Below are 19596 nucleotides of genomic sequence, written 5' to 3'. Positions count from 1 at the left end.
TCAGTTTTCGTCGTACATTACTCTATCTTACCATTATTTCGGGCGGATTGTCAGGTCCAACTGCAAACAGCCTGCGCGGAGAGCCTCCGGCAGGCTGCATAACAGGTATCTATCCAAGAGCATAGAGTGGCTTATTTAGGCTGAATATATCCTTCGGCCTTAAGCAATTCGGCGATCAGTACCGCACCGCCGGCAGCGCCTCTCACCGTATTGTGGGACAGGCTGACGAATTTGTAATCGTACAGTGAATCCTCGCGCAGGCGTCCTGCAGAGATGCCCATGCCGTTCTCAATGTCGCGGTCCAGACGGGTCTGCGGACGGTTCTCTTCCTCAAAATACGTGATGAACTGCTTAGGAGCACTCGGCAGACCGAGCTGCTGCGGACGCCCCTGGAAGCTGTTCCAGCGTTCCAGAATCTCCTCGCGGGAAGGCTTCTGCTCAAAGGAAGCAAAGACAGCCGCCATATGGCCGTCAGCAACAGGTACACGGATACACTGTGTGGTGATTACCGGCTGCTCGCTTGGTACGATCCCTTCACTGGTTACCTTACCCCAGATCCGCAGCGGCTCCTGCTCGCTCTTCTCTTCTTCCCCGCCGATGAAAGGAATCACGTTATCTACCATATCCGGCCAGTCCGCGAAGGTCTTGCCTGCACCTGAAATCGCCTGATAAGTGGTTACAACCACCTTAGAAGGCTTGAACTCATGAAGTGCATTCAGAGTAGGCATATAGCTCTGAATGGAACAGTTCGGTTTCACGGCGATGAAGCCGGTCTCTGTCCCCAGACGTTTGCGCTGCTGGGCGATAACCTCCAGATGCTCCGGATTGATCTCGGGAATCACCATCGGAACATCAGGTGTCCAGCGGTGTGCCGAATTGTTGGAGATCACCGGAGTTCCGGTACGCGCATAAGCTTCTTCCAGCGCCTTGATCTCTTCCTTCTTCATATCTACGGCGCAGAAGATCAGATCCACATCCGCAGCCACTTCCTCTACCTTGGAGGCGTCTTGAACCATAATGCCTTTGACTGCTTCTGGCATAGGGGTGGAGAGCTTCCATCTGCCTTGAACAGACTCCTCATAGGACTTGCCGGCTGAATTCGCGCTCGCCGCAATCGCCGTTACCTGAAACCATGGATGATTCTCCAAAAGTGCAATGAAACGCTGGCCGACCATACCGGTACCGCCAACAATACCCGCTCTGAGCTTCCTCGACATAAGAAATTCATTTCCTTTCAAGCAGCGCCTAGCGAAAGGCGCTTTTTAATAACCGATTATAAATGATAGCGGCATGTTACACAATATGTGATTATAAAGTAAGTGTTTCCTCTTCTACTAAAATTACCGCGTCATCCCCAGCCGCTTCGCCAATTCACCCAGCTCCTGGCCCTTCAGTGCCCCTTCCACCAGGACAGGCAGCAGTGCCGGAGTACAGGCGAAGCAAGGGGTTCCGTCACGGGCGAGCTGAGCGGCAAGCCGTTCATCATAGGAAGGCTTCCCCTCATCGGAGAGGGCCAGCAGCGTCATCGTCCGCACCCCGGATTCCCGCAGCTCGCGCATCCGCCGGACCAGACCGGCCTGATTACCGTTCTCGTACAGATCCGATACGATAATGAATAGCGTCTTCTTCGGCTCCTCGATGAACTGCTCGCAATACTTCACCGACTTATGAATATCCGTGCCGCCCCCGAGCTGGATGCCGAAGAGCATGTCAACAGGATCATTCGCACATTGCTCCGTCAAGTCTACCACCTCGGTGTCAAAAGCAACGACACGCGTGTTCAGCGCCGGGATACTGGCGAAGATCGAGCCGATCACCGACGCCCAGATCACAGAGCTGGCCATCGAGCCGCTCTGGTCAATATCCACAATGACCGTCCATTCCTTGCTGCGGCGGGCCCGGTCGAAATAGAAGAAGCGCTCGGGGATAATCATCCGCCGCTCCGCATCATAATGCTTCAGATTGCGCTCGATCGTCCGTTTCCAGTCCAGCCCGCTTAGTGAAGGCAAAGGGGAATGCTGCCGCTTGTTAAGCGCTCCAGTAACCGCACGGCGGATATCGGTCTCCAGCAGCTTGACCAGCTCATCCACAAGCGCCTGGACCAGCATCCTTGCGGTTTCTTTGGTTTTCTCCGGGATTTTGCCCTTGAGTGCCAGCAGCGTACCCACCAGCTGGATATCCGGCTTCACTGCCGCCAGCAGCTCCGGCTCGAAGAGCAGCTGCTTCCAGCCCTTACGCTCCATCGCATCCGTCTGAATGACCGAGACCACATCCTCCGGGAAGAAATTCCGCACATCTCCGAGCCACTTGGACAGGTTAACCGCAGCATGTCCCGAGCCTGCACCTCTGCCCTTCGATGCGGCAGCGGCACTCCCTTCTGCCTTGCCTGCGCCTGTCTCATTATAGATAGCCGCCAGTGCCGCATCCATAATCAGCTCTTCCTCACTTAGCGTCCGGCCGCTGCCTTGACCGTAGCCGGGCAAGGCCTCTTCCGCTTCCTGCCCCAGAATCAGCCGCCAGCGTGTAAGGGCACCGTTCTGATTATCTTCCTTCAGCTCTTCCTTCAGCTCTTCCTTCAGCTCTTCTTCACCCATCTACAGATCCCCGAAGTCAAAATCATTCAGATCATCCAGCATTTTGGCTTCCTCCTCCTTCAGTTCTCCTGTCAGAATCTCAGCGGCCTGCTCTGTGTTCACGCCCCACAGCTCACCCAGCAGCTCAGCGATCATCGTCTTCTCACGCGGGGAGAAGGTGCTGAACGCCCGGCGCAGGAAGACCAGCGCACGCTTGAATTCCTCATCCTCCAAGGCGTTGATATAGTCATTTAGCTGCTCCCACAGGCTCATTCGCGACAGCAGACCATAGCGGTTACGCATGGACAACCCTTCGAACCAGCCTGCCCCGAGGTCTGCCGGTATCCCCGGAGACAAGCGGCGCGACACTTCCGCCGCTACCTCCCCGGCAGGGATGGCTCCACGCTCCATCAGGATCGCGCAGGCGAAGCCCGACAGCCGCGGGTTGCGGTCATCCCGCTGCGCCAGCTGCAGCAGCTCCTGCAGCCACAGCGCTGTATCCGCAATCTCGCTATGCTCCTGCGAGATGTTGTTCAGGTCATTCATTGCACTTATCATCAGCGCCGCCGCTTCATCATTGCAGCCGCTGGCATCCAGCAGGAACAGGCAGCCCCGGCGGAACAGCTCCTCCAGCAGCGGTACGAACGGGGCCGTATCCACCTTGCGGATGTCGCCATAACCGATGATCTTGGCCAGCTCTCTGGCCGCTGTGGCAATAGAGACGACATCGCGGCTATCCACCGCAAGGCGCTGCAGCACGCGGCTGCTCTCCTCCATCTGCGTGGTCATGGCACATTCGCAGGCGGTGACAATCAGCGCAGAGGCCTCAGCGATAGAGCTGCATTCCAGCAGCTTCTCGCGCAGCACGTAGGCTGCCGCCACCTCAATGGTCTCGCCCAGCAGTGTAGACTCCACGATCTCAATCTCTACCTCCGGCGCCCACTGGAGTATCCAGTGCTCCGCCCAGGTCGCCCCGGACTGGCCGCTCGGCACATTCCGGGCGAAGTGGATGCCGAGCAGCTCCAGCCGGTGGAACAGCACCGAGCGGTGCAGATCGAGATAAGCCGCTTCACTGCTTGACACCCGGCGGTTCTCGCGCAGATCCAGCGTCAGGTCGCTGGCTACAGTCGATCTGTACTTCTCCAGCTTGTAGCGCTTCAGCAGCCGGTTCAGGTCATCCTGAATCGGCGTCTGGCTGACGCCATCGGCCAGCCTGCCGATATTCGTACCGACATCCACCCGGGCCAGCGAATCGGCGATAACGGCCAGATCACCGTGGCCGAGCAAGGTCTGTGCGGCATCGCGCAGATCGCGCAGCGTAGGTGCGCTTCCGCCGTGCAGCGCCGCCAGCGACTCTGCCAGCCGCACCGCTTCAATCACTTCGGCCGTGGAGCGGTGTGTCCCTGCTCTGCGCACCATCCGGGCCACAGAGGAGAGATAGAGATGGGGCAGCTCCTCAGCGCGGCCTGAGGCCATCAGCTCCCACATCATCTGGAAGTAGTGCGGAGCCGCGTTGCCCGCACCGTAACCCGACATGGTGGAGAGCTTATAGTAGGAATACGGCATCAGCGTCAGCTTGGTAGAGCGTGAAGGCAATGACGCAAGCTCCGTATCGCTCATCCCCTCCGAGAGATCAGCCAGTGCGGCGGCGTGGTATGCACCGCAGATCACAACAATCTTCTCCGGCAGATGCCCTTCTTCAATCTTGAGCTTAATTCTCCGCCTCATATAAGATTCGCGCAACGCGTTATAAGCATATTCCCGCGGCTGCTCTGCACGCTCCGTGGACTCCGACAGCTCCCGCATCTGGGCAGAGAAGGCCAGAATCGCGGCGCGGTATGCGCCGCCGCTGGCGTTATGCTCGTAATTACGCTCCCAGTACATATCATAGTCATGCTCACCGGCAAGCCGGGCAATCCGGCTGTATACGGACTCCGGCTCACTGACTTCCTCTTCCGCCGGCTCCCCCTGTTCTTCAGCCACAGGCTTCTGCTCCGGGCGTCCGCCGGCATCCTGCCGTAACGCGTCCTGCAGCCCCAACGTTACAGAGGAAGGCAGGTCGATGAACTCTGCCTGTGCTCCATGCTCCTGCGCCCATTTCATCCCCTGATATTCCGGGGAATACACAGCGAATGGCCAGAGTACCGTCCGTACGGGCAGATCCTCGGTGAAGGCCAGAATAGCTACCGGCGGCTTCGTTACCGCATGGGTTAAATGACGGATCTCTCCGCTTGCATCACTCGGCCCCTCAATCAGCACGGCGGTCGGCTGCAGCTCGTTCAAATATTCCAGGACATGCCTGGCACCGCCCGGAGACAGATGCCGGACTCCGAAGACATGAACGCCGGCAACCGCTGCCCTGCTCACTCGTTCATCTCCTTGCAGGCTTGATAGAGTCCGCGCCAGTCCGCTCCTTTTTTCTTCATTACATTATCCAGATATTCCTTCCACACCAGCTTATCCTTGTCGTCATCCTTGACGATCGCCCCTTGGAGTCCCGCTGCCAGATCCTCGTCGGTCAGTTCTCCGCTCCCGAAGCTTGCCGCCAGAGCCATGCTGTTCGTCAGCAGCGAGATGGCTTCTGCCGTGGAGATTACACCGGCTGGAGTCTTCACCTTCTCCTTCTTGTCGAGCGTCATGCCGCTGCGCAGCTCGCGGAAGATCGTGACCACCTTAAGCAGCGCTTCATCCGCCGGAACAGCAGCCTGCAGCTCATAGGAGGAGGCAATCTCGCCGACACGCTTCTTCACAATGGACAGCTCCGTCTCAAGGTCCGATGGCGCAGGCAGCACAATGATATTGAAGCGCCGCTTCAGGGCAGCGGACATCTCATTGACTCCGCGGTCCCGGGTATTTGCAGTGGCAATAATCGAGAAGCCCTTGCGGGCACTGGTCTCCTTGCCCAGCTCCGGCACGGAGATCGTCTTCTCCGACAGAATCGAGATCAGCGCGTCCTGTACCTCGGAGGCACAGCGGGAGATTTCCTCGAACCGGGCAATGCCGCCGTCCTCCATCGCCCGCATAATCGGGCTCTTGACCAGCGCTTCCGGCGTTGGACCGTTCGCCAGGAGCATGGCATAGTTCCAGGAATAGCGTACATGCTCTTCGCTTGTTCCCGCTGTCCCCTGAACAACCATGCCTGAGTTGCCATAGATTGCCGCCGCCAGATTCTCGGACAGCCAGGATTTCGCCGTGCCCGGCTCTCCGATCAGCAGCAGTGCCCGGTCGGTGACCAGTGTGGCAACCGCCATCTCGATCAGCCGGGTGTTCCCGATATATTTGGGGGTAATCACGGTCTTGCCCGCCTTGCCGCCAGTAATGAACGTGAGAACTGAACGCGGGGACATCTGCCATCCGGCTGGAATACGCCCGGTGTCCTCCTTGCGCAGAGCCTCCAGCTCATCCTGATAAAGGATTTCGGCAGGCAGACGCATGTAATCCTGAAGCTGATCTTGTTCTGTTGACATGTACACCTCTCCTTGCAACTGTTTTGTGAAAACCTAAAGTTAAGAATGTATGGCTTCGAGGAACAGGGTAGCTGTTATAAGGGTCAGGTATTCTTGGCACTCCGCAGGCTGTCCAGCACATATTCCAGCTGCTGCTTGCATTCATATCTATAGTTGGGAATAACCGCTTCCACACGGCTGGCATAGCTGGCAGGGAAGCGCTCCATCATTTTAAATATATACAATTCGAAGGTATACGGGTTATGAGGACTCTTAGTCTCCAGGGCACTCATCAACAGTTCCAGACGCTCCGGCTCAGGCATCCCGGCCCTTTCCAGTCCCTTGAAGATGTTGGGAATGAAATCACTGGCACGGCGTTTGGACAGGTCCTGCAGCTTATCAACCAGAAAGTTCCGCACGCCCTTGTGACCCGGCCGGGCAAAGGCACTGGCCAGATTCACAGCATTGTGCTGGATGAACCAGTCCAGCCAGCGGGGGTCCCAAGCTGCGGCAATCTCCTGAGCCGGAAGCATCTCCCTGCTGTAAGGCTGTCTGATTCCCGCTGCATCCCACTCTACTTCATAATTCCTCCGGCGGATATCCACAACCTGATCCTCAATGGTATTAATCAGCAGCTGGGAGCGCTGAGCCGCATCCTTGGCCTCCTTACCCACAAGTGCTTTGAGTTTATCCAAGAAGGTTCCGCCGGCGAACCGGTCGAATAGCTCCTTCGGACTTATAGACTGCTGGGCGGCATGGAAATAATGCGGCAGGAAACGCACGCTCCGCTTCTCCAGCTCTGCAAGCTCTGCCAGAGCAGCACCGTCAGGAGTTTTCTCTTTATACAAGGCTGCGTGATCCAAAAGCGGAATCCAGCCCAGTGACGAGAACCGGGGATACTCTTGAAGGATATAGCTGTAGATTTCATCCAGCTGCGGACTCCGTACCCGGCGAAGAGCGGTAAGGAAGGGAAGAAGCTCATTCCATATCTTGTCTGTCAGCTTCACGCCGTCATTTTTCTGCGGGGCTGCCTGCAGCTCTTCCATGAATAATGCCGCCAGACGGGCACTCACCTCTGCGGAATGCCCGTCCGCCAGCACTCTGCCCAGAATCTCGCGGTCCTTCTTCTGGATGAATGCCTCAACCAGCCGTTCCCCTCCCTGTAACGTACCGCCTGCCGCCAGCGCCGCATAGGCCGCTTCGCGGATGGCTTTCTTCTTGTCCGTGGACCACTCCAGCAGGTTGGGCGTGAATTGTTCATAACCGCCCAGGCATCTGATGGCTGCAGCGCGGACCTCCTCACTTCCACTCTCGGCAGCGTGGAAGATCTTATCCAGGTATTCGTCTGCACCGACCTTCCAGATTACCTCCAGTTTGCGGACCTCACTTCTTCCCCCTGAGAGATTAAGACTCTCCAGCAGGTGGCTGGCAATGACCGGCCCGTAGGACGGGAGAATATGATTCATCGCATATTCCGCCAGCTCCGCATACGGGTCGTTCAGCGCAGAGACCGCCAGCGGCAGCAATCGCAGATCCTGGAAGACCCCATCCTTATACGCATCCACTACAATCTCATATCTGCCGCTTCCGGTAGTGGTGAGTGCTTCCAGCACAGGCGCAAGCTTCCGGTAAGTCTGATTCGTCTGCAGGGTGAACTTCCGAACCGGCAAGGGTCCGGGAGTTCCATCCACGGTTGTCGTTCCCTGAGTATACAGAACGGACTCCAGCAGCAGGGTATTCTCCTGCAATTGAATGCCCGGGGCAGGACCGTCCGGGCTCCCCGGTTCAATCAGTGCCGTGATTCCCTCGCCTAGCTTCTTAAAGACCGGTGACCGCTCGCCTAGCTGCTGAAATTGCGGAAGCAGCCGCTTCAGGCGGAAATCTCCGGCCGCCAGCTCACTTCCGGCAATATACAGTCTTCTGTATTCCTGATGCAGCTCCTGCAATAACGCTGTGCTCATGGATTGTCCTCCCATATGAATAAAGGTTTGTGGATAATGTTGAATTACTCTAGTACAGCAGACGAACGATCTCTTCGTCCTTAATGACACTTAGCGGCTGGGCACGCAGACGTCCCTGGTCCAGGTCATGCTCGAACATGACCAGAACTGTACAATCTTCGCGGGCGCCTGCCGGAAGGAACGGCAGCAGTTCCACTGTGCCCTGCGGCATCGACGGAATATCCTCCAGAAGGAGCCTTGTTCCTTCCCCGTCAGTCATAACATACTGGCCGTTCTCTGTGACGCCCAGAGCTGCGGCATGCAGCAGCATGACCGGCTGCTTGCCGCTCAGCGGGTTCTTGATCTGGTTCTTCACCTTCTTGAAGACCTCCGAATATGAACGGTGAGCCTTGGCGGCCGCCCGCTCAAGATCCGTGCCTTGCACCGGTCTTGAAGACATGGACTCGTATCTAATCCGGGCATTCATATCCCCGGGATAGGTGTACAGCTGTGGAACCACGGCAATGTCGAAGAAGCTGTCTTCCTCGCGCATCAGCTTCGCCGCCTTGTAAGGGCGGTAGTTAAAGGTCCGGCGGATCTCCCCGGCTTCCGCAGAGAGATCCAGCCAAAAGCCAAGGTCTACGAACTCCTGGCGGGCCGCATCGTTGTAGCTGTAGAAGGATAACTGCAGCAGCTCTGCCCCCTCTTTTACCAGCCCGTATTCCTTCAACTCGCTAAGCTGCCAGGCATGGCCCAGCCATTCATCAATGGTGGATTCATGATCCAGCGCCAGCTCCGGGTCCTCGCTCCGGGCCAGCAGATACGTCCGGCCCTTCTTGATAAATGCGTGTAGCCGTGTCAGCTGCTCCACCGCATATGTATAGTTCTGCTCCTGATCCTTGCCGCTGAACATCAGATTCGCGAAGCGGCGCAGCTCAATCTGGGCACCGGACAAATAATAGTTCCCGAGCTGCTTCACATGCCCCTGAAGCGTCTTGGCCGCAGACTTGTCAATCGTGGACAGGCCGCTGCGTACGAAGGAGAGCACCAGCTTTTCCAGCAGATCAAGCCCTTCGAGCTGCGCGTTGATTTTTTTCTTCAAGGCGGATTTGTTAACCTTCTTCGGCTTGGGGTCTGCTCCTTCAGCCGCCTGCTTCACCTTGTTCTCTTCCCGCTTCTCCGCCTTCTCGCGCTTCGATGCGATATCTTCGGGAACCGGGGCAGGTGTGAACGTCTGGCCTTCGGTATAGGCATACAGCAGACCTAGTGCGTGCTTGCAGGGGAATTGGCGGCTGGGGCAGCTGCAGCGGAAGACCGGGCTGTCTGGTGTGATGAAGTCCACTGAGCACTCATAGGGCGTTTTGCCGCTTCCGGCACATTTTCCGAATAATAGCTCTCCGTTCTCCGACTGATGGAGCTCCACAAAGCTCTTTTTGCGGACCAGCCCCTGGCCGTTCTTGATCGCAGCAGCATTGGGTGCAAGTGAATCGACGTACGTGGATGTTAGCTCTGGCAAATTAGATTCCTCCCGGCTGAATTAGGATGTAAGCAGAATGAATGAACGTGCATACGGGGCACAAGTATTTATTACCCAGCTTCACATGAAACGACTACAAATAGGATCATATGTTTGCATTTATTTTAGCAAATCTTAGCGTCCGATCCAATAGAGTAACCGCTTTCAGATGAAAAATGGGTGATAGGTCCTAGATTCGCTTCTGGTCAAGCTCCGTTCTAAGCGGTTTATGTACACTCTATAATCGAACAAAAGTCGAACAAAAAAACGGCCAGCCCTCCTAAAAGACAGCTGCCGTTCCTGCTTCCCCGCAGGGATATTTTATTTGAACCAGCCCTTCTCCTTAAACCGCGTAATCGCCTCGATCCGGTTGCCCACATCCAGCTTGTCCAGAATGACCGAGATATAGTTGCGGACCGTTCCGGTGGTGATGTAGAGCTGGCTGGCGATCTCCTTCGTATTCTTGCCGTCGGCAATCAGCCCCAGCACTTCCTTCTCCCGCTCGGTCAGCGGATTCGCTTCCTTGCTGTAGGCTTCATCCATCAGCTCCGGCGCATACATCCGTTTGCCGTCCATGACACTGCGGATCGACAGCGCCAGCTCCTCGCTGGGACTGTCCTTAAGCAGATAGGCATCCACTCCGGCCTTGACCGCACGCTCGAAGTACCCTGCCCGGGCAAACGTGGTCAGAATCATGATTTTGCAGCCTGCCCCCTTCAGGGCTTCTGCCGCTTCCAGGCCCGTCATAGCCGGCATCTCAATATCCATAATACAGATATCCGGCTGTAGCTGCTTCACCAGCTTCACAGCCTCTTCCCCGTTGCCCGCCTTGCCGACCACCCTCATGTCTTCCTCCAGATCCAGCAGCGCCGACAGCGCTCCCAGCAGCATCCGCTGGTCTTCGGCTATCACGATGGATATCATTGCGCGTTCACCTCCATGTCCGGCTGCTGCGACGCATTCGGCACCTTAATCACTAGTGTAGTTCCTTCATCCTGGATCACTTCCATCGAACCGTTCACGAACTCAAGCCGCTCCCGCATTCCCTGCAGGCCATGCCCCTTATGATACAGCTTGGTCCCCTCAATCCCTCCGCCGTTGTCCTTCACCTTGATGACCAGATCGGTCCGTGAAGATTCAATCTGTATCCGGCACAGCGAAGCACCGCTATGCTTCACCACGTTGGTTACCGCCTCCTTCATGCACATGCTCAGCACATTCTCGGTAATCAGCGAGGTATTGGTCAGAACGGGATCACCCTCCAGTATATAACCGATCTCCGCCGCCTGGAGGAATTGCCGGATGCGCACCAGCTCATCTTCAACCCGGATGCCCCGCATCTGTGTGATCATCTCCCGGACTTCCTTAAGCGCGCTGCGGGCGGTTACGCGGACATCGTTAATTTCGATCATGGCCTGTGCCGGATTCTTGCTGATCAGCTTGCCGGCCAGGTCACTCTTCAGTCCGATCAGTGACAGGCGTTGTCCCAGCGTATCATGCAGATCCCGGGAGATCCGCTGACGCTCTTCCATAATGCCCAGCTCGGAGATCCGTTTATTGGCATCCTCCAGCTGTTCCTCCAGCTTATCGTGCCTATTGCGGTTATACGTTGTGACCGGAAGCAGCACCACAGCAATGATACTGACCAGCACGAACGGCAGCTGCGAGAGGAATACGGGATTGCGCATAATCAGCTCATAGTTAATCGCTACAATAGTTGTCAGCAGATGGATCGGATAGAGGGTGAAGAAGGCCGCTCTTTTCTGAATATTCCCGATAAAAAAAGCCAGAAACAGCGCAAAGTACATGTACCCGAACAGCAGCGTCATCGTAACAGAAACTATCATCTGCACACTGGTCCAGAAATAGACCACCCAGCCCTTGGACTTAAACGACAGCACGTAGCAGGCGAAGAAGACCATAATCATCAGGATGCCATACACCCAGCGGTCCGCCGAGGAGGATCGGAAGATGAAATAGAACGGAAGAATGTAAAAAACAACCCATACATAAGGGCTCAGTCCCGTACTTTTATGAAAAATATGATGCCACTTCTGCATGTTAGCCATCCTTTTTGCCAGCAAGTTTATACCCCCATTTTAACATAAACCAGCCTCCGACCGGCAACTTCCTTCGAAACAACCTGTGTGTATTCTAAAAAAGAAAGACCAGACCCGGCATCCTGCTCCCCGGATCTGTCTTTCTGCATGTTATCATGTTACCGCTTCTATTCGCTCTGGAACCCCGGTTTGATTACCTTCAGCCCCTCTTTCACGGCAGGCTCACTCTTCCGCAAGCGCTGCTTCAACTGCTTGAAGCTGAGGAAGACCTTATGCTCTTCATCCCAAAGACGGTATTTCAGCGCTTCGAGACTGGTGCTGAGTGTAATGGTGGTTGCCTTTTGCAAAGGCGGGCTGGCATTGTGAGCCAATTCCAGATTATAATTCGGCACCTTCGGACTCAAGTGATGCACATGGTGAAATCCGATATTGCCGGTAATCCATTGTAGCAGCTTCGGCAGCTTATAGTAAGAGCTTCCTTCTACAGCGGCGTTCACGTAGCTCCACTCTTCATCATGCTCGAAGTAAGTATGTTCGAACTGGTGCTGTACATAGAACAGCCAGATGCCGAGGAAGCCGGATACGAACACAATCGGCAGCTGTACCAGCAGGAACGCCTGCCAGCCTATGAGCAGAATAATTCCAGCATATAGACCCACAATGGACACATTGGTCAGGTACGTATTCATCCGTTCCTTGCGTCTTGCCCCTTTGGCATTGAACCGGTACTGGATGAGGAATACGGCAATCGGTCCGATGACGAACATTACCAGCGGGTTACGGTAGATCCGGTAATAGAGCCGCTGGAGCGGCTTGGCAGCCACATATTCATCCACCGTCATGATCCAGATATCCCCGATGCCTCTTTTGTCGAGATTGCTGCTTCCGGCGTGATGAATCGAATGACTGTGCTTCCACTGGCGGTAAGGGACCAGGGTAAGCACACCGGTGATGGTGCCGACAATATCATTGGCCTTGCGGTTCTTGAAGAACGACCCATGACAGCAGTCATGAAAAATAATAAAGGTGCGGATGACAAAGCCGGCAGCCGGAATAGCGAACAGCAGCGTCAGCCAGTAGGACACGGATAAGCTTAAGTAAGCAGCGGTCCATAATAGCACCAGGGGCCCAAGCGTATTAATGAGCTGTTTTATGCTCGTGTTGAGGTCTGTTTTCTCGTAAGGTGCTACGCTTTTCTTCAATGTAGAGAGCTGGGGTATCTGGTTGTTGGTCATCGGGATCGGTTCCTCCTCGGATGCATCCATTCAAGGATACTTCTTATATTTCCAGTATAAAGAAAGAAGTGTCATCCCCGTAAGTCATAAATATCAACTCTGCTATATGACAAATGTCATAGTCGGCTCTGGAGTGCTTGTCTGCCCGCCTCCTTCGTTCTGAGCAGCGGCAGCAGAATCAGCACCGCAATCAGGAACAGTATGCCGCTGCCGGTGAAGACTGCGGATAGGGAGAGCGTGCCTTTGGCGTAGCCGGCTACAGACATTCCGATCACCATGAAGCCCATGAACATCGGCCCCATAATGCCGCCCACCCTGCCCATATAAGCAGTCTCTGTGTGACGGAGCAGCAGGGTATTGATACCGATATGAATACAAGGGTAAAAGAATCCGCTAACCGTCTGGAGCACCAGCGTGAGCGCTGTGTGATGCGACCAGCCTACCCCTACCGTTCCTGCCGCACTGATCAGCAGGCCTAGGGATAACATTGTCTGCGGCTTCATAGTTTTGCCTTTACTCATAATAAACATTCCACCCAGCAGCATCGCCGCTCCATTCGCCATCATCACCCACTGCAGGAAGCCTTTGTCTCTGCCCAGATTCTCCATAATGATGAAGACACCCAGCGGCTGAACCAGTCCGGCGGCAAGCCCGGCGAAGGCAAACGTTACTCCAAGGTTCTTCAGTACCCGGCTTGCACGCACATAATTCAGTCCGGATATCATCTCCGCCAGGAACCCGCTGCGGGCCTGTCCGGTCTCCTCCCTCCGTTCAGCGGGCAGCTTGACCAGAATGAGCGCCGAGCCGATGAACATCCCGCCCATCACAGCAAGTGAGACCTCAATGCCGTAATGACTATAGATGAAGGTGCCGATCACCGGTCCAATGACCATGAAGAAGGCTGTAAGCGACTGAAACATGGCCATTACACTCTGCAGCTGCTCTTCAGGCACATGCTGCTTAAGCAGCTTCATCGCCGAAGGCTGTGAGAACTGGGACAGGATGGCAGATACCAGCGTTGCGAACAGTAAGGTTCTCCATGAGCCCGACAGCACCACCAGCAACACAGCAAAGACTGAGCAAGCGGACAGCAGATCACTTACGATCATGGTCCGTTTGGGCCGCCAGCGGTCTGCGAAGGTTCCCCCGATGATGGCGAACAGAAACAACGGGCCGTATTCAGCCACCGAAATGAGCGAGACATAATAAGGATCATTGTGCGTAATCTCCGTCACATACAGCAGAATCGCAAAATTCCGCACCCACACCCCGAGCTGCAATAGCACATTTGACAGCATAATCGTCCGTACATACTTGTTACTTAACACGTTAACATCCTCCATCATTTGAATATATTCTAAATAGATAAAGATCTAATCTGTATATTAATATATAGATGCTTTATTTATTTGTCTATATATTTAAGGATAATATTATCATTCGTCTATTAATTACTTATAGTAGCATGATTAATCGTTCCAATACAGAAGCAGTAATGATGAACGAAAAGCAGCCCCTGTTCGCCACCTTAGTTGGATTTTATACACTTAATAAATCCGTTTTTCTTTCCGCAAGAAGATTAAGTGGATTTTTGTCATCTAATTCGACCCCATTCCGCTAAAGCTCCAATTTCGCTTCCAGTAAGTGTCGTTTATCCAACTGCTTCACCGGTTCCAAAGATTTCGGCTGAAAGAGTTGGAGTTTTTCCACTTATATAAGACGCACTTAAGTTTTGAACTTGAAGCTTCGCCGTCACTGCGGTGAGCATTTGGACTTCCGGCCGCTGCCCGTCACCAGATTTCTTGATTAATCCCACTCTTCAAGGATGTAGCAAATTAATCAGCATTAACGCCTTGAACGACAAAAAAAGCACCCACTAGCTTAGGTGCTTAGATTCTTAGTTGCTCAGACTCTTAGGCCGATTCCTTATCCGGCCTTTATGTATATCCTGCGTTTACTCAGCTTCTTGCCCGCCGGTCTGTTAAGCCTGCTTCACATGCTCCTCACGGTACTCTGTGGGCGTCTTGCCGGTCGCTTTTTTGAATACCTGGGTGAAGTATCTCGGGTCCTGATAGCCGACCAGCGGTGCGACCTGATACACTTTCACATTGCTGCTGCGCAGAATGTATTTGGCGTTCTCCATCCGGCAGTGGGTGACGAATTCGAGGAACGTGTAGCCGGATATTTGCTTGAACAGGGTGCAGAAATGGCTGATGCTGAGATCGGCCACCTCGGATACCTCCTCGATGCTGAGATCCTTATGGTAATTGGATTCAATGTACCGCTGGACCTTCTCAATGATACTCCGTCCGTCCTCCCGGGCTGCGGTCTTATGACTCTGCTCCAGCCAGTCGCGGAAGGTGGTCTTCAGGACATTCATCATGTCCGGCAACGTGCCCAGTCCGTTCAGCTTGCTGAACAGCCCTTCAATGGACCAGTCATTATGCGTATTCAGATGTTCGAATTGCCGGTATAGCACCACACTCATCTCAATCATCAGGCGCTCCGCCAGCGGCTGGGGCAAGCTCTGGGCTTCAATGAATACGGACATCTCGTCAAAAAGAGTCAGCATCCGCTCCATATTCAGAGTACGGATGCTCTCAATCAGCGACAGCTCCAGCTCCTTCGGATACTGCACCTCCCGGTTGCCTGCCGCTGCTGTCTCCTCTTCCAGGAAGACACCGGCCTGACCGGAATAGAAGCGCTGGTACAGCGCCTGGGAGGCTAACGGGTATACCGTGCTAAGCTGATCAATCCCGCTGGTGCTTCTGCTGATGCCGACAGAGCAGTTCAGCTTGGAGTAGCGCTTGATTCCGGCTATAAGCTGCTCCCCGAGTTCCCGCTTACCATCATTCAGGCTGGCCGGGAAGAGCAGAATCCATTCTCCGTTATAGAACGGGAAGATAGACAATGCCCCGTTCGTAAGCGACCACTCCTCCAGGATATTGCGCACGGCAAACAGCCACAGACGCTTCTCCTCGGCGCTCCATTGCGCCGTCAAGGCCGCGTAGTCGTCCAGACGGACCACGGCCATGAAGTATTCTCCCTCCAGCTCGCTGTTCTCCAGCCACGCAAGGTGCTGCAGCGGCCGCGGATTGCCCAGCGTGAATTCGGCCAGCATGCGCTCGCGGGCCAGCAGCGACAGGGTCTGCACCGAGAGCATTAGCTGCTCGTTCTCCTTCTGGCGGTTCAGGCGCTCCCTGGCCCGCTTAAGCATCTCCACCAGCTCGTCATGGTCAATCGGCTTCAGCAAGTAATCAAAGGCCCCCAGCCGCAGGGCCTCCCTGGCATATTCGAATTCCCCGTAGCCGCTGATGAAAATGAAGATCAGCTTGGCGCTGCGCGGCAGAACCTCCTTCATCAGCGTGATCCCGTCAATCACCGGCATGCGGATGTCGCTGATAATGATGTGTGGTGCGGTCTGCTGAATCTGCTGCAAGGCGGCCTCCCCGTTCTTCGCTTCCCCCACAATGCTCAGGCCCAGCTCATCCCATGGAATCGCAACCTTCAGGCTGCGCAGTATAATCGGCTCATCATCTACGAGCAGTACCTTATATTTCTCCTGCTGCTCCTTCATCACTTACACCCCCAGGCTTATTGACCCGAAGAACTCCGGATCAGATTCCAATACTGCTTGGACGCATCCTGCAGCTGCTGCAAGGCCTGCTCCGCCTGCAGCCCTCCGTCAATCATCTCCTCGATGACACTGAGGAAGGTCTTCTTCACTTCAGGCGATAACAGATTGTCATACGGGACGAAGCTCTGCTCATTCTCCTCCATCATATCCATCACCTGGGCAAAGACCGGTCCGGTCTTCTCCGGGTCAAATGCAATCCGCATCGACGGAATTCGGAGACCCTCATAGACAATCCGCGTCTGAATCTCTTTCGTATAGAAGCCCTTCATCAATTCAAGTGCCGCTGTCCGCTTCGCTCCGGTGAGGCTCGAAGACAGCCCGATGCCAATCGTATACCCTCCGGCGATAGACGGCTCTGTGCCGGCCTCCCGCGCGGGGAAGGGAATGACTCCAACCCGGCTCTGGAAATCGTCCGGGGCATTGTCCCCCGAGAATAAATTGATATCCCAGTTGCCGTTCAGATACATGGCTGCCCTGCCTTCAGTGAACAGACGGACCGCACCCTCGGTGGAGGTATCATTAGAGTCCTCACTGAAATAGCCTGCCTTCACCCATCTGTTCAGATGCCGGAACGCTTCCAGGTAGCCGCTGTTCTGGAAGCTCGACATATCCTCGCCAGTAACCAGCTTCTGAATCAACTCCGGTCCGGCGTAGCGGTCCATCAGATAATGGGCGAATATCCCCGCAGGCCAGCGGTCTTCGTTCCCCAGCGCAAACGGGATATACCCCGCTGCCTTCAGCTTCGCCATCACCGTATCCAGCTCGGCCAACGTAGCCGGAGTATTAATGCCTAGCTTGGTGAAGATTTTTTTATTGTAATAGAGCGGTTCCGCATTGCCCTCGATAGGCAGTCCGTAGATATGATTGTTGAACGTCCAGAGATGCAGATCCTTGAACTGGTTGCTGAGACCGTTCTGGGCAGTGAAATCGGTCAGATCCATCAGCCGGGCTGAACGCACGTAGGGCTCGATCTCCGCTCCGCCGAACAGAACGAACATATCGGGCGGTGTGCCGGTTACCATCTCACTCTTGAGCTTCTGCTCCCGGTGGATATTCTGGTCCAGCCCCTCGAAGTTCACCTTCACATTCGGATGGCTCTCCTGGTAGCTGCGCACAACCTCCTCGAAGATCGCCAGCAGCGGCCGGTCATGCTCCTTGATCCAGAAATGCCGGAAGGTCAATGTGATCTTCTCGGGCGAAGTATCCTCAATCTGCTCCCGGTCCTCCTGCATAATGAACCATACGGCGCCGGACATCAGCACAATATAGAGGAGAATCCATCCCCAGTTGGTCAACCATCGGAGCACATGTCGCTGATCTTTCATTTGGCTTCTCCCTCTCATGACGGCTGTATCCTCGGAATCCGGATGCAGATGGCTGATCCGAAGCCCGGTGAGGAGCAGACCAGAATGCCATAGGGATTGCCGAACCGGATGTTCAGGCGCTCATGCACATTTTTCAGCCCAACCCCGCTGTCGCTGTATTTCTTGGGATTGCTCCGCTCCTTGTTCCACTGGCTCATCAGCACCTCAAGATCGAAGCCCGGCCCGTTATCCTTCACAATAATGATAATATCCTTGCCGTTCTCCTGGGCGGTGACTGTAATGGTCCCGTGCTCCTCCATCTGCTCAATGGCATGATACAAAGCGTTCTCCACAATCGGCTGAACAATCAGCTTCTGGGTCATCACGTATTTCAGCGGCTCCGGCAAATCCAGCTCATAGGAGAATTTGTCCTCGAACCGGAACTTCTGGATATCCAGGTAATGGCGGACATGCTCGAACTCCATCTGCAGCGGGATCAGCTCCTGATTCTGGCTGATGCTGATCCGCAGCAGCCGGCCGAGCGAGATGACCATTTTGCTGATATCCCGGTTGCCTGCCAGCACCGCCATGGAGTTGATCGATTCCAGTGAATTATAGATGAAATGCGGGTTAATCTGGGCCATCAGCGCCTGCATCTCCGCTTCCTTTTTGCGTCCCTGCTCGGTCTGGACCTGGTCAATCAGCTCATTGATCTGCGAGCTCATCCGGTTGAAGCCGTCAATCAGGGAATCGCTCTCATCATTGGCCCGCAGCGGTACCGGAATCGGGGTGAAGATCCCCTGCTTGACCCGCTTCATGCCGTTCACGGCGCTGTTAATGCTGCGGACAAGCCTGCGGATGAAATAACGGTCGAACAGGAAGGCCGACAGCAGCGACACCATGCCGAGAATAATCGCAATATTGCGGATGGAGACCGATTCGGAGGAGATCAGGTTCATCGGCGTAATGGCCGCCAGATACCAGTCCGCGTTATGTGAAGGCAGGAAAGTGATCAGTGACCGCTCCCCTTGATAATTGTCAATGTAATAGTCCTGCTCCTGGTTATAATTCTCCTGCAAAAAAGGAAAATCCGTCCGTTCCCCGATATGCTCCCCGGACTTGTTAAAGACGATATTGCCCTGCTTGTTGACCAGCAGGATATCCCCTTTCTTCAGGGTCGCAGCCTCCCAGAAAATCTGATCAAGCAGATCCGGCTTCACATATACAACCAGATAGCCGATATCCTCCAGCGAATAATAGTCCTTAATCACTCTGGCATGGACCAGCACCGGCTTATCGCCGCTGGCCGAGCCGTTCTCTCCGGGACCGGACCAGACAGGACGCCCTTCGGCAGCCTCCATGGCTCCGAACCAGACCTGCTTGTGCATATCCGCAAAAGACATCGGCGCATTGTATTGGTACAGCAGCCGGTCTTTCCCGTACAGGCTGAACGAGGTGATCATCGGATGGTTAATCAGCAGGTTGTTGATTTCCTGCTTGCGGTCATAGGTGAGGACGAAATTCTGCTGCTTCAGCGACTGCTGGATCGCAGGCTGCGTGATAGCTGAATTGGTGATCGATGAAATCTCACTGAGGGCAAACTTCAGCTTGCGGTCCGTCTCCAGCAGGGAGATCCAGTAGAAATTACTTGATTTCTTCTCCATAGCATTCGAATAATTCACATACGTCACAATCCCCATGACAATCACGGGAATGAATACTAGAAGAATAATAGCGAACAAGATTTTGCGGCGGAGCTTCATGACGGGTCCCTTCCTCCTGCGGTCTCTGTCCAAATAGAAGAATTCATAGGTTTCACACGATAACTTATCCTTCTATTTCTCGCTGAAACGAATGCCGTCCTTCAAAAGGACGGCAAAACCGT

13 protein-coding genes are annotated in these 19596 nt (G+C 54.7%); all 13 read right to left on the bottom strand.

From position 1 onward, the window contains the following. Window positions 1-131 precede the first annotated feature (131 nt). Window positions 132-1217, bottom strand: coding sequence for an aspartate-semialdehyde dehydrogenase (asd, locus tag MKY86_RS12585; RefSeq protein WP_076074596.1), 1086 nt, complete (start codon window positions 1215-1217; stop codon window positions 132-134). 123 nt (window positions 1218-1340) lie between these two features. Continuing rightward, complete coding sequence (locus tag MKY86_RS12580; RefSeq protein ID WP_083684376.1) at window positions 1341-2594, bottom strand: VWA domain-containing protein; 1254 nt, start codon at window positions 2592-2594, stop codon at window positions 1341-1343. Further along, on the bottom strand, window positions 2595-4940 hold the full coding sequence (locus MKY86_RS12575) for a DUF5682 family protein (protein ID WP_076074592.1): 2346 nt from the start codon (window positions 4938-4940) through the stop codon (window positions 2595-2597). Beyond that, on the bottom strand, window positions 4937-6040 hold the full coding sequence (locus MKY86_RS12570; RefSeq protein ID WP_076074576.1) for an AAA family ATPase: 1104 nt from the start codon (window positions 6038-6040) through the stop codon (window positions 4937-4939). Before MKY86_RS12570 ends, MKY86_RS12575 begins: the two co-directional genes overlap by 4 nt. Before the next feature lie 83 nt (window positions 6041-6123). Beyond that, on the bottom strand, window positions 6124-7980 hold the full coding sequence (locus MKY86_RS12565; protein WP_076074558.1) for a HEAT repeat domain-containing protein: 1857 nt from the start codon (window positions 7978-7980) through the stop codon (window positions 6124-6126). A 49-nt stretch (window positions 7981-8029) separates the two neighbouring features. Next, window positions 8030-9475: an SWIM zinc finger family protein gene (locus tag MKY86_RS12560; RefSeq protein ID WP_076074556.1), complete on the bottom strand. Its 1446-nt coding sequence runs from the start codon at window positions 9473-9475 to the stop codon at window positions 8030-8032. A 321-nt stretch (window positions 9476-9796) separates the two neighbouring features. Continuing rightward, entirely contained in the window at window positions 9797-10399 is a 603-nt protein-coding gene (locus MKY86_RS12555) for a response regulator transcription factor (RefSeq protein ID WP_076074553.1), read from the bottom strand. Next, complete coding sequence (locus MKY86_RS12550) at window positions 10396-11535, bottom strand: sensor histidine kinase (RefSeq protein ID WP_076074551.1); 1140 nt, start codon at window positions 11533-11535, stop codon at window positions 10396-10398. Before MKY86_RS12550 ends, MKY86_RS12555 begins: the two co-directional genes overlap by 4 nt. Before the next feature lie 167 nt (window positions 11536-11702). After that, window positions 11703-12770 carry a fatty acid desaturase gene (locus tag MKY86_RS12545; protein WP_076074548.1) on the bottom strand — a complete coding sequence of 356 codons (1068 nt, stop codon included), beginning with the start codon at window positions 12768-12770 and terminating at the stop codon, window positions 11703-11705. A gap of 116 nt (window positions 12771-12886) precedes the next feature. Next, on the bottom strand, window positions 12887-14098 hold the full coding sequence (locus MKY86_RS12540; RefSeq protein ID WP_143803519.1) for an MFS transporter: 1212 nt from the start codon (window positions 14096-14098) through the stop codon (window positions 12887-12889). Window positions 14099-14751: 653 nt separating this feature from the next. Further along, window positions 14752-16347 (bottom strand): response regulator, encoded by a 1596-nt coding sequence (locus MKY86_RS12535; RefSeq protein ID WP_076074545.1) that lies wholly within the window; start codon window positions 16345-16347, stop codon window positions 14752-14754. Between the two features lie 17 nt (window positions 16348-16364). Beyond that, on the bottom strand, window positions 16365-17732 hold the full coding sequence (locus MKY86_RS12530; RefSeq protein WP_036729212.1) for an ABC transporter substrate-binding protein: 1368 nt from the start codon (window positions 17730-17732) through the stop codon (window positions 16365-16367). Window positions 17733-17746: 14 nt separating this feature from the next. Next, window positions 17747-19474, bottom strand: a complete 1728-nt coding sequence (locus MKY86_RS12525; protein WP_036729213.1) for a cache domain-containing sensor histidine kinase — start codon at window positions 19472-19474, stop codon at window positions 17747-17749. Window positions 19475-19596 lie beyond the last annotated feature (122 nt).

It is taken from the genome of Paenibacillus sp. FSL R7-0333 (assembly GCF_038000365.1).
Taxonomy (GTDB): domain Bacteria; phylum Bacillota; class Bacilli; order Paenibacillales; family Paenibacillaceae; genus Paenibacillus_AQ; species Paenibacillus_AQ silagei.
The sequence above is the reverse complement of the archived record's forward strand: the minus strand, read 5'-3'. Positions and strand labels throughout refer to the sequence as shown.

Bases quoted from the DNA above. Each gene is read 5' to 3' on its own strand.
- MKY86_RS12580 (WP_083684376.1), bottom strand. From the start codon at position 2,594: ATGGGTGAAGAAGAGCTGAAGGAAGAGCTGAAGGAAGAGCTGAAGGAA.
- MKY86_RS12525 (WP_036729213.1), bottom strand. From the start codon at position 19,474: ATGAAGCTCCGCCGCAAAATCTTGTTCGCTATTATTCTTCTAGTATTC.
- asd (WP_076074596.1), bottom strand. From the start codon at position 1,217: ATGTCGAGGAAGCTCAGAGCGGGTATTGTTGGCGGTACCGGTATGGTC.
- MKY86_RS12545 (WP_076074548.1), bottom strand. From the start codon at position 12,770: ATGACCAACAACCAGATACCCCAGCTCTCTACATTGAAGAAAAGCGTA.
- MKY86_RS12530 (WP_036729212.1), bottom strand. From the start codon at position 17,732: ATGAAAGATCAGCGACATGTGCTCCGATGGTTGACCAACTGGGGATGG.
- MKY86_RS12550 (WP_076074551.1), bottom strand. From the start codon at position 11,535: ATGCAGAAGTGGCATCATATTTTTCATAAAAGTACGGGACTGAGCCCT.
- MKY86_RS12570 (WP_076074576.1), bottom strand. From the start codon at position 6,040: ATGTCAACAGAACAAGATCAGCTTCAGGATTACATGCGTCTGCCTGCC.
- MKY86_RS12565 (WP_076074558.1), bottom strand. From the start codon at position 7,980: ATGAGCACAGCGTTATTGCAGGAGCTGCATCAGGAATACAGAAGACTG.
- MKY86_RS12555 (WP_076074553.1), bottom strand. From the start codon at position 10,399: ATGATATCCATCGTGATAGCCGAAGACCAGCGGATGCTGCTGGGAGCG.
- MKY86_RS12535 (WP_076074545.1), bottom strand. From the start codon at position 16,347: ATGAAGGAGCAGCAGGAGAAATATAAGGTACTGCTCGTAGATGATGAG.